General features: G+C 65.8%; 16 protein-coding genes. 3 read left to right on the forward strand and 13 right to left on the reverse strand.

Annotated features, from left to right (window positions below; genetic code table 11):
• Positions 1-141: 141 nt before the first annotated feature.
• The 4 genes from GY40_RS14345 to GY40_RS14360 form a co-directional block, all read right to left on the reverse strand.
• A complete protein-coding gene (locus GY40_RS14345) occupies positions 142-1,089 on the reverse strand; it encodes a mechanosensitive ion channel family protein (protein WP_038364225.1) in 948 nt (315 codons plus the stop codon).
• Positions 1,090-1,157: 68 nt separating this feature from the next.
• The gene (locus GY40_RS14350; protein ID WP_038363305.1) at positions 1,158-1,583 is read right to left on the reverse strand and encodes a cupin domain-containing protein; all 426 of its coding nucleotides are present in this window, start codon (positions 1,581-1,583) and stop codon (positions 1,158-1,160) included.
• A 36-nt stretch (positions 1,584-1,619) separates the two neighbouring features.
• Positions 1,620-2,372, reverse strand: a complete 753-nt coding sequence (locus tag GY40_RS14355; protein ID WP_038363307.1) for an SDR family oxidoreductase — start codon at positions 2,370-2,372, stop codon at positions 1,620-1,622.
• Between the two features lie 87 nt (positions 2,373-2,459).
• Entirely contained in the window at positions 2,460-3,377 is a 918-nt protein-coding gene (locus tag GY40_RS14360; RefSeq protein WP_038363309.1) for an MBL fold metallo-hydrolase, read from the reverse strand.
• Between the two features lie 336 nt (positions 3,378-3,713).
• Here GY40_RS14360 and GY40_RS14365 point away from each other — a divergent pair, with 336 nt between their 5' ends.
• The 3 genes from GY40_RS14365 to GY40_RS14375 all read left to right on the forward strand — a co-directional run bounded on the left by GY40_RS14365 (position 3,714) and on the right by GY40_RS14375 (position 6,525).
• Complete coding sequence (locus tag GY40_RS14365; protein ID WP_038363311.1) at positions 3,714-4,712, forward strand: ABC transporter substrate-binding protein; 999 nt, start codon at positions 3,714-3,716, stop codon at positions 4,710-4,712.
• 101 nt (positions 4,713-4,813) lie between these two features.
• Positions 4,814-5,638 (forward strand): ABC transporter ATP-binding protein, encoded by an 825-nt coding sequence (locus GY40_RS14370; RefSeq protein WP_038363313.1) that lies wholly within the window; start codon positions 4,814-4,816, stop codon positions 5,636-5,638.
• A gap of 11 nt (positions 5,639-5,649) precedes the next feature.
• Positions 5,650-6,525: an ABC transporter permease gene (locus GY40_RS14375; RefSeq protein WP_038363314.1), complete on the forward strand. Its 876-nt coding sequence runs from the start codon at positions 5,650-5,652 to the stop codon at positions 6,523-6,525.
• Here GY40_RS14375 and GY40_RS14380 read toward each other — a convergent pair.
• The 9 genes from GY40_RS14380 to GY40_RS14420 form a co-directional block, all read right to left on the reverse strand.
• Complete coding sequence (locus GY40_RS14380; RefSeq protein ID WP_051988032.1) at positions 6,519-7,958, reverse strand: sensor histidine kinase; 1,440 nt, start codon at positions 7,956-7,958, stop codon at positions 6,519-6,521. The two genes, GY40_RS14375 and GY40_RS14380, sit on opposite strands and share 7 nt — an antisense overlap.
• A gap of 49 nt (positions 7,959-8,007) precedes the next feature.
• Positions 8,008-8,679, reverse strand: a complete 672-nt coding sequence (locus GY40_RS14385; protein ID WP_038363316.1) for a response regulator transcription factor — start codon at positions 8,677-8,679, stop codon at positions 8,008-8,010.
• A gap of 323 nt (positions 8,680-9,002) precedes the next feature.
• On the reverse strand, positions 9,003-9,749 hold the full coding sequence (locus tag GY40_RS14390; protein ID WP_248311170.1) for an SDR family oxidoreductase: 747 nt from the start codon (positions 9,747-9,749) through the stop codon (positions 9,003-9,005).
• Complete coding sequence (gene uxuA / locus GY40_RS14395) at positions 9,737-10,933, reverse strand: mannonate dehydratase (protein WP_038363319.1); 1,197 nt, start codon at positions 10,931-10,933, stop codon at positions 9,737-9,739. Before uxuA ends, GY40_RS14390 begins: the two co-directional genes overlap by 13 nt.
• Positions 10,934-10,961: 28 nt before the next feature.
• A complete protein-coding gene (locus GY40_RS14400; protein ID WP_051988035.1) occupies positions 10,962-11,681 on the reverse strand; it encodes a GntR family transcriptional regulator in 720 nt (239 codons plus the stop codon).
• 6 nt (positions 11,682-11,687) lie between these two features.
• Positions 11,688-12,434 carry an amino acid ABC transporter ATP-binding protein gene (locus GY40_RS14405; RefSeq protein ID WP_038363322.1) on the reverse strand — a complete coding sequence of 249 codons (747 nt, stop codon included), beginning with the start codon at positions 12,432-12,434 and terminating at the stop codon, positions 11,688-11,690.
• Complete coding sequence (locus GY40_RS14410; RefSeq protein ID WP_038363325.1) at positions 12,431-13,108, reverse strand: amino acid ABC transporter permease; 678 nt, start codon at positions 13,106-13,108, stop codon at positions 12,431-12,433. Before GY40_RS14410 ends, GY40_RS14405 begins: the two co-directional genes overlap by 4 nt.
• On the reverse strand, positions 13,105-13,779 hold the full coding sequence (locus GY40_RS14415) for an amino acid ABC transporter permease (RefSeq protein WP_038363328.1): 675 nt from the start codon (positions 13,777-13,779) through the stop codon (positions 13,105-13,107). The genes GY40_RS14410 and GY40_RS14415 overlap by 4 nt, the downstream gene beginning before the upstream one ends.
• 96 nt (positions 13,780-13,875) lie before the next feature.
• Entirely contained in the window at positions 13,876-14,700 is an 825-nt protein-coding gene (locus GY40_RS14420) for a transporter substrate-binding domain-containing protein (protein ID WP_038363331.1), read from the reverse strand.

A 14,700-nucleotide genomic window follows, 5' to 3' on the forward strand; every position in this document is an offset into this window, starting at 1 on the left:
CTGGAAACCGTCACAGCTTCGTCTAGCACCAGTCCTCGAAGTCGCGACTGACAAACTCACCTGAAGCTAGCGCTGGGAGGCCGCAGCCGCACTTATGGAAATCCATGACTTGCCGGGAGCTCGAGCCGGGAAGAGAGGAGCCTAGGCGGGCTCGGCCAGCGAAAGGCCTTGTGCTTCGCAACGATCATGGATGAGGTCGATGATCTCGTTCCTGGCGGAGGTCCCTGTCGCGAGGCTCGCGACGCGGAACTGCAGTTCTACCTCGATGGCTGCCGCGTCGATCCCCTTCAGCGCTACGGCCGGCGGGGGCTCCTTGACGATCCGGGTACTGGCTTCCAGCACGGATCGCATGGCGTCCTCGACGATGCGCGGCCTTTGCCCGGCGGTAAAGCGGACGCCCAATGTGATGAGATGGGACTCGTCGGGACGGCTCAGGCTGGTCAGGCTCTGCTTGGCCAGCAGGCTGTTCGGCAGCACGACGATGTTGTTCAGGCCCGTCAGCAGATTGGTGGAGCGCCAGTTGGTTTCGGTGACGCGCCCCGCGGTGCCGTCGCTCAATTGCACCCAGTCGCCGATGGCATAGGCCTTGCCGAGCGTCAGCGCGATGCCGGAAAAAACGTCGCCGAGCGTATTCTGCAAGGCCAGGCCGAGGATCAGCGCGACGACGCCCGAGGTCGTCACCAGCGTGGCGATCGGCAGGCCGAAGACGAAGCCCATCACCGACAGTGCCACGCCGAGATAGATGGCGGCGACGGCCATATCCAGGATCAGATGCGCTTCCTGCGGCTTGCGGTTGAGCCTGACATAGATGTGGATGAAGCCGATGATCGTCCAGGCGAGATGGGTCCACCAGAGGATCCTGGCGGATTTGGAGAGCAGCGCGGTCAACCCCTCGGCATAGACGTCGTCGGACTGGTGCGGAGCGATGCCGCCCATGTAGAGCACGAGGCTCATGCCGGCGAAGAACAGGATCTGGACGATCAGGCGACCGGTCGGCCGGTCGCAGCCCTGAATGTGCCAGATGACGATACCGGCAATTCCCAGGACGTTGATCAGAACCAGTGGGAGGGTGTGGTCATCGCCGAACATGAAGGGCCCCGATCACGATCGTCCAGGCTGGAGAAGGGCTGTGCGGGGCCGAAACCCGGCTTGCTCCTCTACTTCTTGAGCGGGAAGGTCAGTTCCTGCTGGGCGGTGTCGACGACGAAGACGGCCAGCAGCTTGGCCGGATGCGTCTTGCTGGCGTTCTCGCTGACGCCGTGGCGGTCGCCCGGCAGCTCCGAAAAGCTTTCGCCGGCCTTGTAGACTGTGACCGGGCCATCATTGACCTGGCTGCGGATCGCCCCTTCCAGCACGGTCGCGTAGATGAAGGCCGATGTCGGGTGCGTGTGGCCCTCCGAGAAACCGCCCGGAGCATATTCGACGAGAACGCCCCTCATGCTCTTGCCCGGCACGTTCGGCAGCTTGTGGTCGTAGACCAGCGTAACCTTTGCGCCTTCGCCGCCGCCGGGCGTGTCATGCGCCATCGCCGAGGCCGACAGGAGAGCCGTCAACGCAACAACGCACGCCCATGATCTGGCCATGTCGATCGTCCTTTCGTGATGGATTGTGATGAGCCGCTATTTCCGGGGAGCGGTCGCGAACCAGCGGTCGAAATCGATGCGGCCGATGCGGGGATTGTTGTCGGAGACGAGCGAACCGGCCTCCAGCCTGGTCCCGAAATAGCGGGCATCCGGGTCGGGGACGACGGTGCGCGAATCCCCGATCGCCTTGAGGTAGCGCGCGACGAAATCGCAGAGGCGCGCGCGCTCGGGGCCGGCGATTTCGATGATGCTATCGGCCGGCGCCGCCAGCGCCGCCTCCGCCACGAAATCGGCGACGTCGTCGGAGGCGATCGGCTGCAGATTACCCGTCGACAGATGGGTGCTCCCGCCGACGGTTCCTGCCTGGGCTATGCCGCCGAGGAACTCCATGAACTGCGTGGACCGCAGGATCGTATACGGGATGCCGGCTTGGCGGATGATCGCTTCCTGCGCCACCTTGGCACGAAGATAACCGCTCTCCGACAGCCGGTCGGTGCCGACGATGGAGAGCGCGACATGGTGCTTCACGCCGGCCTTCTTCTCCGCCGCCATCAGGTTTTTGCCCGAGGTCTCGAAGAATTCGAGCACGGCTTTGTCCTCGAAGGACGGCGAGTTCGCGAGGTCGATCACCACGGCAGCGTCGTTCAGCGCCTCCGCCAGACCTTCGCCCGTGATCGTGTTGACGCCGGTATTCGGCGAGGCGGCAACGACCTCATGCCCTTTCTGGCGCAGGCGCACCGCAGTCTTGGAACCGATCAGGCCGGTCCCGCCGATGATCACGATTTTCATCTGCTGTCTCCGTTCTCGCGGCATTCGTGCGGCGCGCCGTTCACCAATTCGCGGGCGAACGGCACTGCCGGCGCGAAAGGCCAGGTGTCAGTAGTCCCAGAAAGCCGGGACCCAGCGGAAGGCGTCGCCGTCGACGGCCACCCGGCCGACGGACGGGAACGGCAGGTGGGTCGCCACCAGCTGTTCGCCGGACGCCGCAAGCTCCGTCAAAAGGCGGACACGGACACGGGCCGCCTCCTCGGGATCGTGCTCGAAGCCATTGTGCCAATCGGGGTGGTCGAAACCGACGGTGAAGACGGCATCGCCGGCGAAGGTCAGCCGATCACCGCCGGACGCCAGGCGGACCACGCTGTGGCCGGGGGTGTGGCCGCCGGTTCGGCGGACGATCACGCCTGGCGCGACTTCGTGCTCCTCGTCGAACAGCCGCAGATGGCTCCGATATTCCTGCGCGAACCGCTTGGCGGCGGCGCGGAGCGCATCCGGGAAGCCCTCGGGCATGTTGACTTGGCTGAAGTCCGGCGCTTCCCAGAACTTGACCTCGGCGGCGGCGACATGGATGCGCAGGTCCGGACGCAGCTGGTCCTTCACCCCTTCGACGAGCAGCCCGCCGACATGGTCCATATGCATATGCGTCAGCACGACATCGGTGACCGATGCGAGGTCGATGCCGGCGGCCGCAAGTCGCTTGATCAATTGCCCTGCCTTCGGCAGGTTCAGGTCCGGGTCCAGCCCCAATCCCGCATCGACGAGAATAGTCTGGTTGCCGCTGCGGACCACGACCACGTTCAGCGACCAGTCGAACGCGTCCTGCGGCAGGAACATCTCGTTCAGCCAGGTCGCCCGCTCGGTCGCGGCGACGTTGTGACCCAGCATCTTCGTCGGAAGCGGCAATACGCCATCGCTGATGATCAGCACCTCGATATCGCCGATCTGCACCGCATAGCGCGATGGAACGAGCTCCTCGGGTCCTGTCTTGCTGGGGCGTGAGGCGATGTCCAGGCTCATGACTGTCTCCTTATGACGCCGCTCTGCTCACGGCACCGGAGACGCTATTGGGAGCCCGTTTTTCGGTCGATTGGGTCAAGGAATAGGGCGAGCCATACCAAGTTATAGGTTTTAGCCGACGCTGTTATGTTTGGGCTGGGGATGCCCTTTATTGACCGGCTCGCGCCACAAGCCGCGGAGCTTCCGGCTGCATCGCGTGCAAGGAAGCCGGTGCCGTGGGCGGGCGAGGCTGAAAGGTTGGTGAAAGCTTGGCGGCCTAGGAAGCCGATGCATGGTCGGAGAGCTTCCACTCAAGAGAAGCGCTTCCGGACGAGGAAACGAACAAGGAGTAGCCTTATGCGCGCGCAGACTCTCATCCGCTCGATTGCTTTCGCTTCGCTTTTCGCCGCGTCGACCGCGGCGCTGGCCGCCGACAAGGTGACCATCATGGTCGGCGGCTATGAGAAGCAGATCTACCTGCCGGCCAAGCTCGCCGAGAGTCTCGGTTATTTCAAGGATGAGGGCCTCGAGGTCGAGCTCCTCAACGAGGCGGCCGGCGTCGATGCCGAGAACGAGATGCTGGCCGGCGTGGTCCAGGGCGTGGTCGGCTTCTACGACCATTGCGTCGACCTGCAGTCCAAGGGCAAGTTCGTGATGTCCGTGGTGCAGTTCAGTCAGGCGCCGGGCGAGGTCGAGCTGGTTTCGTCGAAATATCCGGACGTCAAATCGATGGCCGATCTGAAGGGCAAGAACCTCGGCGTCACCGGGCTCGGCTCGTCGACCAATTTCCTGACGCAGTATCTGATGATGAAGTCGGGCGTGCAGCTCGGAGACTTCACCTCCGTCCCGGTCGGCGCCGGCGCCACCTTCATCGCCGCGATGCAGCAGGACAAGATCCAGGCGGGCATGACGACCGAGCCGACGATCTCGCGCCTGCTCTCGACCGGAGAAGCGCGCATCCTCGTCGACATGCGCACGGTCGAGCAGACCAAGGCGGCTCTGGGGGGCACCTATCCCGCCGCTTCGCTCTACATGACGACGGCCTGGGTCGAGAAGAACAAGCCCATCGTGCAGAAGCTGGCGAATGCCTTCGTCAAGACGCTGAAATACATCGGTACCCACAGCGCCGAAGAGATCGCCGACAAGATGCCGAAGGACTATTACGTCGGCAACAAGGAGGCCTATGTGAAGGCTCTGGCCGACGGCAAGGCGATGTTCACCACCGACGGCGTCATGCCGCAGGGTGGCCCGGAGACGGTGCTGGCTGTGCTCTCCGGCTTCTCGAAGAACATCAAGGGCAAGCAGATCGACCTGTCGAAGACCTACACGACCGAGTTCGTGAAGAACGCCAAGTAAGGCGGGTCTCGCAGCCGACCTCTCCGCGGGCGGTGGCTCTGCTCCGCCCGCTTCCGTTCAGCCCATCCCTGTCCCGCCGCTTTCGCGGCGAAGGAGGCCCCATGCCTGCAATCGAGGCGAGCGCAAGCCCGGCGGTCGAGCTGATCAATGTCAGCCGCCGCTTCCTGACTCCGGACGGCAAGTCGATGACGGCCATCCGCGACTTCAACATGAGCGTCGCCCGCGGCGAGTTCGTCGCAGTGGTCGGCCCGACCGGCTGCGGCAAATCGACGACGCTCAACCTCGTCACCGGCCTCGCCAGGCCGTCGAGCGGCGAAGTCCGGCTCTTCGGCGGCCCGGTCGACGGCATCGATCCCCGGATCGGCTTCGCCTTCCAGACGGACGCGCTCTTTCCCTGGCGCAGCGTCATCGACAACGTCGTGGCCGGCCCGCTCTTCCGCGGCAAGCCGCGCGAGGAGGCCTATGCGAAGGCCCGCGAATGGCTGGCGCGGGTCCATCTGAGCGGCCATGAGAGCAAGTACCCGCACCAGCTTTCCGGAGGCATGCGCAAGCGCGTCTCGCTGGCGCAGACCTTCATCAACGAGCCGCAGATCCTGCTGATGGACGAGCCCTTTTCCGCGCTCGACGTGCAGACGCGGGTGATCATGCACGACGTGCTGCTCGGATTGTGGTCCGAGGCGAAGGCCTCCGTGATCTTCGTGACGCATGATCTCGAGGAAGCCATCGCGTTGGCCGACAAGGTCTATGTGCTCACCGCCGGCCCCGCGACCGTGAAGTCGGTCTATCCGGTGGCGCTGCCGCGCCCGCGCGTGGTCGCCGAGATCCGCTACCAGGAGGACTTCATCGCCCTCTCGCGCACGATCTGGGACGATCTGCGCGACGAGGTCGAGCGTGGCGCCGCCCGCGACGAAGCCGTGGCTGCCTGAGGAGATCGATCATGACCGATATAGCCCTTACAGCCGACACGACCTTCCGGCCCGGCACGTCGGATGCCGAAATCGAGGCGGCCGCCGCCAAGGCCGCCCGCAACCGCCGCCGGACGGTCCTGTTCTGGCGCTGGGTGATCCTCTTCGTCCTGCTCGGCGGCTGGGAAGCGGGCGCCCGGCTCGGCATCATCGACGAGTTCTTCTTCTCGCGCCCGAGCGCGATCTGGGAACGGCTGGTCGACTGGGTGGTCAACGGCACCTCGGAAGGCCCGCTCTGGCTCCATCTCTGGGTGACGATGGAGGAGGCGCTGGTCGGCTTCGCGCTCGGCTCGGTGACGGGCATCGTCGTCGGCATCGCGCTCGGCCGCAACCGGATGCTCTCCGACATCTTCTCGATCTACATCAAGCTGATCAACTCCGTCCCGCGCGTCGTCCTGGCGCCGATCTTCATCATGATCTTCGGGCTCGGCCTCGCTTCCAAGGTGGCGCTGGCCTTCGTGATGGTGTTCTTCGTCGTCTTCGCCAATGCCTTCCAGGGCGTGCGCGAGGCGGACCGCAACCTGATGGCCAATGCCCAGATCCTGGGCGCGAAGGGGTGGCAGCTCACCCGTTCGGTGGTGATCCCCTCGGCCATGAGCTGGATCTTCGCATCGCTGCATGTGAGCTTCGGCTTCGCGATCATCGGCGCGATCGTGGGTGAGTTCGTCGGCTCCCGCCACGGCATCGGGCTGCTCATCAACATCGCCAAGGGCACCTTCGATGCGGCCGGCATGTATGCGGCGATCGTGGTCATCATGATCGTGGCGCTGGCGGCGGAATATCTGATGACACTGGTCGAGAACCGGCTGGCGACCTGGCGCCCGGCGCCCCTTCACGACACTCAGTGAGGCTCCTCCCGTGGCGTGCCATCTCGGTCCGCCACGGGCAGTTCGACCAGGACGCGCAGTCCCGGTCCGCCGGATCTGTCGGAAAGCGAGATCGTCCCGCCATGGGCCGCGACGATCTCGCGAACGATCGCGAGTCCAAGCCCTGTTCCTTCGACCGTCGCCGGAGCGAGCCGGTGGAAGCGCTCGAAGACGCGTTCCCGCTCCGCCTCGGGAATGCCCGGCCCCTCGTCCTCGACGATCAGCAGGGCCTGCGTGCCCTGCCGGTCGAGCGTCACGCGCACGGCGCCCCCGGAGGGCCCGTGGCGAAGCGCGTTCTCGACCAGATTGACCACGAGCTCCCGCAGCAGCGTGCTGTGGCCGGCCAGAGGGAGGGTACCGACCTTGTCCTCGAAGGAAAGATCCACGCCCCGGTCGAAAGCGATGCCGGCCAGGCTCTCCAAAGCCGCGCGCGCGATGGCGGCGAGATCGATCCGTTCCTTGCGCAAGGCGGCTCCACCGGGCTCCGCGCGCGCCAGCGTCAGCAACTGATTGACGAGGCGGCCCATGGCGTCGATGCCGCCGTCGATCGCGGCCAGCGCGTCGCTCTTGCCCGCGGAGGTCTCCTCGCGCAGCCCGGTCGCGGCCTGCGTCTTGAGCACGGCGAGCGGCGTGCGCAACTGATGCGAGGCATCGGCCACGAAGCGCCGCTGCAAATCGATGTAGCGTTGCACGCGCGCAAAGGCCTGGTTGAGCGCATCGATCAGCGGCTGCAGCTCGGTCTGCACATCCTCCCGCCGCAAGGGTTGCAGGGAGCCGGGATCGCGCGACTGCAGGGCATTGCGGACCCGCAGGAGCGGCGCAAGGCCGCTGCGGAGCCCCAGCAGCGCCAGCAGGGCGGCGATGCAGACGAGGATCGCCTGGTCGCGCAGCGACCTCAGCCAGAGCTCCCGGACCAGCCGGTCACGCCCGTTCAACGTCGCGGCGACGATGACGAGCGCGTTGCCCCCGGCGGTTTCCGAGATCACCGGCTGTGCGAGAGCCACGCCCCGGATGTCGTCGACGCGGAAACGCGCATTGTAGAAGACGGGCTGGAGATCGCGCGGCGGCTGAGGCGGCATCTCGATATCCGGAAATCCGGCGATCAGCTGTCCCGTGGGCGACAGCACCCGATAGATCACCCTGTCGCGATCCGGCGAGGCGAACATTTCCAGCGCCGAAGGCGGGATCAGCGCTTCGACGCGCCCGTCGGTTTCGCGAACCTGCTCGGCGATCACGCGCGCCGAGGCCAGCAGCATGCGATCGGTGATCAGATTGGCCACGGTTTCGGCGCTGCGCTGTGCCGTCCAGCCGTTGTAGACGACGATACCGGCCAGAGGCAGCAGCAGCCAGCCCAGCAGCTCGGCGCGCAGGCTCCTCGAGCCGGATGCGAAAAAGGGGGAACTGGCTTTTCGCAAGAACCCTGCTCTCACTGTCTAGACGCGTCGCCGCTTCGGATTTCCGGCTCTAGCCGGCAGTCTTTCTCAACGCATAGCCGAGCCCGCGCAAGGTGCCGATCGCAATCGGGCCATCGCCCAGCTTTTTCCGGACGCGGTGGACGTAGATCTCGATCGCATTGTCGGTCGCGTCGTCGTTGAGACCGAAGACCGTTTCGGTCAGGGCCGCTTTCGAGACCACGCGCCCCGACGCCAGCAGGAGGGCTTCGAGAACGCTGTACTCCCGCGCCGTCAGATCCAGCGGAGTGCTTTCGAGCTTGAACTGGCGGCTCTCGGTTTCCAGGACCAGAGGCCCGAAAGCGGGGTGAGGAACGCGGCTGTCCTGCTTGCGGCGTAGCTGGGCCCGGATACGGGCTTCGAGCTCCTGCGGATCGAAAGGCTTGACCAGATAGTCGTCGGCTCCGGCGTCGAGCCCGGCCACCCGGCTCGAAACCGCGTCATTGGCGGTCAGGATGATCACGGGAGTGAGTCCGCGCCGCTGCCGGAAGCGCCGCAGCAGCTCCAGGCCGGTCATGTTGGGCAGTCCGATATCGAGGATGATCAGATCGTAGAGCTGCGTCGCCAGCGCGGCATCCGCATCCGCGCCGTCATAGACCGCATCGACGACATACCGGCTCTTGCGCAGCAGGCGGGAGAGCCAGTCGGCGAGCTCGCGATTGTCCTCGATCAGCAGGATGCGCATGGCGGGCAGAGTGCCATTTCACGGCGCCGAGAACCAGCTTCTCCGCGAAGATGAGTTTCGTTCGCGGCCTGGCAGCACTGTCTGTCCTGCCGTTCCTCTCGAGTGGCGGTGGCGGTTTTGTCGCTGCTCTGCTCGCTGGAGTTTTAGCGATAGCGCTCAGCCTGTCCGGCGTCGGCTACCTTTGTGGGCTGTGGGCACGCTACAGTTTGAAGGCGCCGTTCTTCTTGAGCCCGACGGCCGCCCTCGGCCGGATTACTCGACTGGGTGACGGGCGCGATCCTGCTCGGAGCCTTGGTGCTCGCCTCTGACCTCATGTTTGGCTGTCAGACGAGCGATGTCGGCGTCACGATGATCTCGTTGACGCAGACATGCGGCGGCAGTGTCGCGACGTGCAGCACGAGGCCGGCGATGTCCTCGGGGCGAAGCATCCGGGCTCGCACCTCATCGCTCATCTTGACCGGCCGCTTGTCCATCAACGGCGTCAGCGTATCGCCCGGCGAGAGTACGCAGGAGCGGATGCCGTGCACGCCGTGCTCGATATTGATCGCATGGCTCATGGCGACGACACCGCTCTTGGCGGCCGTGTAGACCGGGCCGGGGCCGGCGCTGAGGACATGCGCCGCCAGCGAGCCGATATGGATGAGGACGCCGCCGCCCTGCGCCTGCATCACCGGCAGCACGGCCCGCGAGAGCTGCAGCGCGCCGCGTAGATTGGCGTCGAGCAGCAGGTCGACCGAATCCGGCGTCAGCTTGGACCAGGAACGGTCGGGAATGTTCGTGCCGGCGTTGCTGACGAGGATGTCCAGCGAGCGGCCGGCGAGGAGCGCGAGCGCCTGCTCGATGGCCGCGACATCGGCCACGTCGGCGGGGGCGACGATCGCCTCCCCGCCTTCGCCCGCGATGCGCGCGGCAAGCTGCTCCAGCGGCTCCGCGCGCCGGCCGGTCAGCGCGACCGTTGCGCCGGCGCGGCTCAGGGCAAGCGCCGTGGCCTCCCCGATGCCGCCGGCGGCCCCCGTTACCCAGGCGGTCTTGCCGGCAAGGATCTTCCCGCTCGCGCTCACAGCGGCCACCCGTGCTCGTCGGCCAGCGCCGTCATCACGCCGCGCAGCTCGGCCAGGCCGCGCATGCGGCCGATCGCGGGGTAACCCGGGAAGGTCGGCTTGCCGATATCGTCGAGCAGTTCGTGGCCGTGGTCGGACCGGAAGGGGATGCGCCAGTCGGCCTGTCCGGCAGCCTTGCGCCGGGCCTGCTCGCGCAGCAGGACCCGGATGACCGCGACCATGTTGGTATCGCCGCCGAGATGATCGGCTTCCATGAACGAACCGTCGGGATCGTTGGCGACGTTGCGCAGATGGGCGAAATGGATTCGATCGGCGAAGCGCTCGGCGATCGCGACGGGATCGTTCTTCGGATTGGCGCCGAGCGAACCGGTGCAGAAGGTCAGGCCGTTGGAAGGGCTGTCGACCGCGCTGAGGATCGCCTCGAAATCTTCCATCGAGCCGGCGATGCGCGGCAGGCCCAGCAGAGAACGAGGCGGATCGTCCGGGTGGATCGCCATGCGGATGCCGACCTTTTCGGCGGTCGGGATGATCGCCTTGAGGAAGCGGATCAGGTTGTCGCGGAGCTGTTCGCGGCCGATGCCGTGATAGCGTTTCAGCATGACGCGCAGACCCTCGATGTCGTAGCGGTCATAGGCGCCCGGCAAGCCGGCCATGATCGTGGCGAGCAGGCGGTCGCGGTCGGCTTGCGTCGAGGCGTCGTACCATTCCTTGGCGCGGGCCAGCACTTCGGGCGAGACGTCGGCCTCCGCACCCTCGCGCCGAAGCATGAAGCAATCGAAGGCCGCGAACTCATGCGCGTTGAAGCGCAGGGCCATGGCGCCGCTCGGCAGCTTGTGACGCAGCACGGTCCGGGCCCAGTCGAGCACCGGCATGAAATTGTAGCAGATGATGTGGACGCCGGCCTCGGCGAGGTTCACCATCGACTGGCGGAAACGCTCGTAGAGCGGCTCGACATCATCCTCCGCCAGCTTGATCTTCTCATGGATCCAGAGGCTCTCGACGACGCTCCAGCGCAGGCCAAGCTCGGGCCTGGCCGCAATGGCATCGAAGCGGGCACGGATCTGCTCGCGCGTCCAGACCTCGCCGGCCGGCACCTCGTGCAGGGCCGTCACCAGCCCGGTCGCGCCCGTCTGCCGGATGTGATCGAGGGGGATGATGTCGTTGGGGCCCCACCACCGCCAGGTCTGTTCCATGGTCTCGCGCTTTCTCAGATAGGCCTGTTCAAGGGGATTTCGGCGGCGTGCCGCCGGGCTGGGGCGGCGTATCCTCGAAGAATTCGGCGTGCTCGACGGCGATCTTTTCGAGCGCCAGCGAGGCGCTGTGCAGATGGGTCTCCATCAACGCCACGGCTCCATCGGCATCATGCGAGAGCACGCATTTCACCAGCTGCTCATGCTGGTGGAAGATCATTTCGAGCCATTCCTGGCTCTCCAGCGAGAGATAGCGCAGGCGGTCGAGCTGGGTTTTCATCGAGAGAATGAAATCCCAGACATGCGGATGCCCGGCGATCAGCATGAGCGCTCGATGCAGATCCTCATCGGAGCTGAAGAACCCATAATGGTCGCGGCGCGTGATGATCCTGGCCTGCTCCTTGAGCAAACCGTTCAGCACACGCTCCTTCTCGTGGCCCGTAGCGAGGGCGGCGCTGTGCACGGCGCGGCATTCCACGGTTTGCCGCACGAATTGCGCATCGCGAACGGCCGATAGCTGGATCGGCGCGACGAAGCTGCCGACCTGAGGGACGATGGAAAGCAAGCCCTCGACGGAAAGGCGGTGAAAGGCCTGGCGGACCGGGGTCCGGCTCAAGCCGTAATGCGCCGCCATCTTGATCTCGGACAGCGCCTCTCCCGGCCGCAACTGGCCCGTGAGGATGCGCCCGCTCAGGTCGTCATAGACCTGGGTGACGGTCCAGCGGCTCTCGGCTTTCGGGACCACGACCATCGGGCGTCAATGCGCGGCGTTGCTGATGGTGCTGAGGAAGCGCTTGGCGCGCTCGCTCTTGGGGGCCGCCAGCATCTCGCGCGGGTTGCCTTCCTCGACGATCTTGCCGCCGTCCAGGAAGACCATGCGCGTGCCGACATCGGCTGCGAAGCGGATCTCGTGCGTCACGACCAGCATGGTCCGGCCTTCCACGGCGAGATCGCGCATCACGGCCAGCACTTCGCCGACGGTCTCGGGGTCGAGCGCCGAGGTCGGCTCGTCGAAGAGCAGGATATGCGGGTTGGTCGCGAGCGCGCGGGCGATCGCGACGCGCTGCTGCTCGCCGCCGGACATCTGCGCCGGATAGGCGTTGATGCGGTGCGACAGCCGGACCTTCTCGAACAGGCCTCGCGCCCGTTCCTCGACGGTCTTGCGGTCCTCGCCATGGACGACGACTGGAGCCAGCATGACGTTCTCCAGCGCCGTCAGATGCGGGTAGAGATTGAAGTGCTGGAAGATCATGCCGATGCGGCGGCGCACGTCGATGATGCTGCGCTGCTTGGCTTGCACGGCCTTGCCCTCGAAGAGGATGTTGCCGCCCTCGATGGTCTCGAGGCCGTTGACGCAGCGCAGGAGCGTCGACTTGCCGGTGCCGGAGGGGCCGATGAAGCAGACGATCTCGCCGGCCTGCACGGTGGTCGAGACGCCGTCGAGGATCGTCCTGTCCCCAAAGCGCTTCACGACATGGTCGAACTTGAGAACGGTGTCGGTCATTGTCCTGCTCCGGCCGTCATGAGGCGGGTGTTGACGTGGAAGCGCCGTTCGAGCGCAGCCCCGCCGAGCGAGATGCCGTAATTGATGAGGAAGTAGATCAGCGCCAGCAGGAGCAGCGGCACGAAGCTCGAGCCCATGGTCTCGCGGATCAGGAGGCCGGTCTTGGTCAGCTCGACATAGCCGATGATCGAGGCGAGCGAGGATTCCTTCAGCGTCGCGATATAGACGCCGACCGAGGGCGGCAGGATGACACGCAGCGCCTGAGGCACGATGACGTGGCGCATCATCTGCCAATAGGTCATGCCCGCGGCCCGCGCGGCTTCCCACTGGCCCTTGCCGACGCTTTCGAGCCCGGCCCGGATGACCTCGGACATGGTCGAGCTGGCATGGAGCGCCAGAGCGACGGTCGTAGCGGTGAACGGAGACAGATCGATCCCGAAGACCAGCGGCATGCCGAAGAACACGAAGAACAGCACGATCAGGATCGGGATCGAGCGGAAGAACTCGGTGAACAGCAGAGCCAGCAGCCGCAGCGGCAGGAAGGTGGACATCCTGGCAAGCGCGATCAGCGTGCCGCCGACCGCGCCGATCAGCAGCGCGAGCCAGGACAGCCAGATGGTGACGAGCGCCGCCTTCAGCAGCAGCGGCATGTAGGTGAGCAGTTGTGCGCTCATCGATAGGCCTCCGGCTGGCGGAACAGCCAGCGCCCGATGGCGATGCGTCCGAGGTTCACGATCTGGCAGAGCACGAGATAGACCACCGCTGCGATGACGAAGGTCTCGAAGAAGCGGAAGGAGGAGGAGCCGACCGTCTGCATCCAGGACGCGACCTCTTCGACCGCGACGGCCGAGGCCAGCGAGGACGCGAGGATGACGGCGATGAACTGGTTGCCGAGCGGGGCGTAGATGGTGCGGAAGACCTGCGGCAGCACGATATGGCGGTAGAGCTGAACGCGCGTGAAGCCTTGCGAGGCGGCGGCCTCGAACTGGCCGGGCGGCACGGCGACGAGGCCGGCGCGAATGATCTCGGCCATATAGCCGGCGCTGTTCAGCGTCAGCCCGATCAGCGCGGAATTGAAGGGCGACATGCGCAGGCCGAGCTGCGGCAGCGCGAAATAGACGATGTAGAGGATGACCAGCAGCGGCGTGTTGCGCATCACCTCGACATAGAGGCCGCCTGTAAAGCGCAGGAGGCGCGAATCCGAGCGGCGCATCAGCGCGACCCCGGAGCCGATGGCGACGCTCAGCACGATCGCGAGCACGGAGAGCAGCAGCGTCGCCTGAGCTGCGGCAGCGAGATCGCCGAGATAGGGATAGATGCTGCGAAACGAGAAATAATAAGGCACCGATCAGGCCTTCCTGTCCGGCATCGGCTCAACTGGCGCCGATGCACTCCGCGGCGGAAGAGCGACGCCCGTGAGGGCGTCGCCGCATGTGCGAACTCAGTACTTCGCCTGGATCGGCGGCTGCTCGAAGCCGAACCACTTCTGGAACAGCTTCTTGTTGTCGCCCGACGCATTGAACTGATCGACGAAGAGGTTGAGCACGCGCAGCCAGTCCGCGTCGCCGGCCGGCAGGCCGATGGCGATTTCGGCGCGGGCCAGGTCGCCCTCGGCCTCGCGCAGCTTGCCCGGGTTCTCCTTGATCGCGTTGCCGTTGTAGAAATTGTCCTCGGCCATCGCGTCGGCCTGCCCGGTCAACACGGCGTTAAGCTCGTCGGCCTGGGTGTTGAAGCGGATGATCTGGGCCTTCGGCATATTGGCCGGGACGGCGCGCTCGGCGGTGCCGCCGCGCGAGATCGCGACGCGGATGCCGGCCTCGTTGGCCTCGGCGATGGTCTTGTAGGGGCTGTTCGCCGGCAGGAGCAGGCGCATCGTGGTGACGAGATAGGGGTTGGTGAAGGCGATCGAGGTCGAGCGCTCGACGTTGCGGGTGAAGTCCGCGATCGTGACGTCCGCCTTGCGGGTCTGCAGGGCGGTGACGCGCGCCGGGATGTCCGAGATGATGAATTCCGGCTTGACCTTCAGCGCCTCGGCGAGCCGCTTGGCGATGTCGATATCGTAGCCTTCCGGCTCGCCATTGGGCATCACACGGCTATAGGGCGGCAGGCTGCCGAGGACCGCGATGCGGATCGTGCCGCGCTGGAGGATGCTCTGGAGAATGCCGGGGGCGTTCTGCGCCTGTGCGGAGGCGAGCGTGGCCATGCCGAACAGCCCCACCGCCGCGATACCGCAAAGCGACTTCATGATTCCGCGCTTGGACAACAT

The sequence above is a fragment of the Allobosea sp. UNC402CLCol genome (assembly GCF_000745475.1).
Taxonomy (GTDB): domain Bacteria; phylum Pseudomonadota; class Alphaproteobacteria; order Rhizobiales; family Beijerinckiaceae; genus Allobosea; species Allobosea spartocytisi.

Coding starts and splice junctions, on each gene's coding strand:
- GY40_RS14345 (WP_038364225.1), bottom strand. CDS start 1,089: ATGTTCGGCGATGACCACACCCTCCCACTGGTTCTGATCAACGTCCTG.
- GY40_RS14350 (WP_038363305.1), bottom strand. CDS start 1,583: ATGGCCAGATCATGGGCGTGCGTTGTTGCGTTGACGGCTCTCCTGTCG.
- GY40_RS14355 (WP_038363307.1), bottom strand. CDS start 2,372: ATGAAAATCGTGATCATCGGCGGGACCGGCCTGATCGGTTCCAAGACT.
- GY40_RS14360 (WP_038363309.1), bottom strand. CDS start 3,377: ATGAGCCTGGACATCGCCTCACGCCCCAGCAAGACAGGACCCGAGGAG.
- GY40_RS14365 (WP_038363311.1), top strand. CDS start 3,714: ATGCGCGCGCAGACTCTCATCCGCTCGATTGCTTTCGCTTCGCTTTTC.
- GY40_RS14370 (WP_038363313.1), top strand. CDS start 4,814: ATGCCTGCAATCGAGGCGAGCGCAAGCCCGGCGGTCGAGCTGATCAAT.
- GY40_RS14375 (WP_038363314.1), top strand. CDS start 5,650: ATGACCGATATAGCCCTTACAGCCGACACGACCTTCCGGCCCGGCACG.
- GY40_RS14385 (WP_038363316.1), bottom strand. CDS start 8,679: ATGCGCATCCTGCTGATCGAGGACAATCGCGAGCTCGCCGACTGGCTC.
- uxuA (WP_038363319.1), bottom strand. CDS start 10,933: ATGGAACAGACCTGGCGGTGGTGGGGCCCCAACGACATCATCCCCCTC.
- GY40_RS14400 (WP_051988035.1), bottom strand. CDS start 11,681: ATGGTCGTGGTCCCGAAAGCCGAGAGCCGCTGGACCGTCACCCAGGTC.
- GY40_RS14405 (WP_038363322.1), bottom strand. CDS start 12,434: ATGACCGACACCGTTCTCAAGTTCGACCATGTCGTGAAGCGCTTTGGG.
- GY40_RS14410 (WP_038363325.1), bottom strand. CDS start 13,108: ATGAGCGCACAACTGCTCACCTACATGCCGCTGCTGCTGAAGGCGGCG.
- GY40_RS14420 (WP_038363331.1), bottom strand. CDS start 14,700: ATGTTGTCCAAGCGCGGAATCATGAAGTCGCTTTGCGGTATCGCGGCG.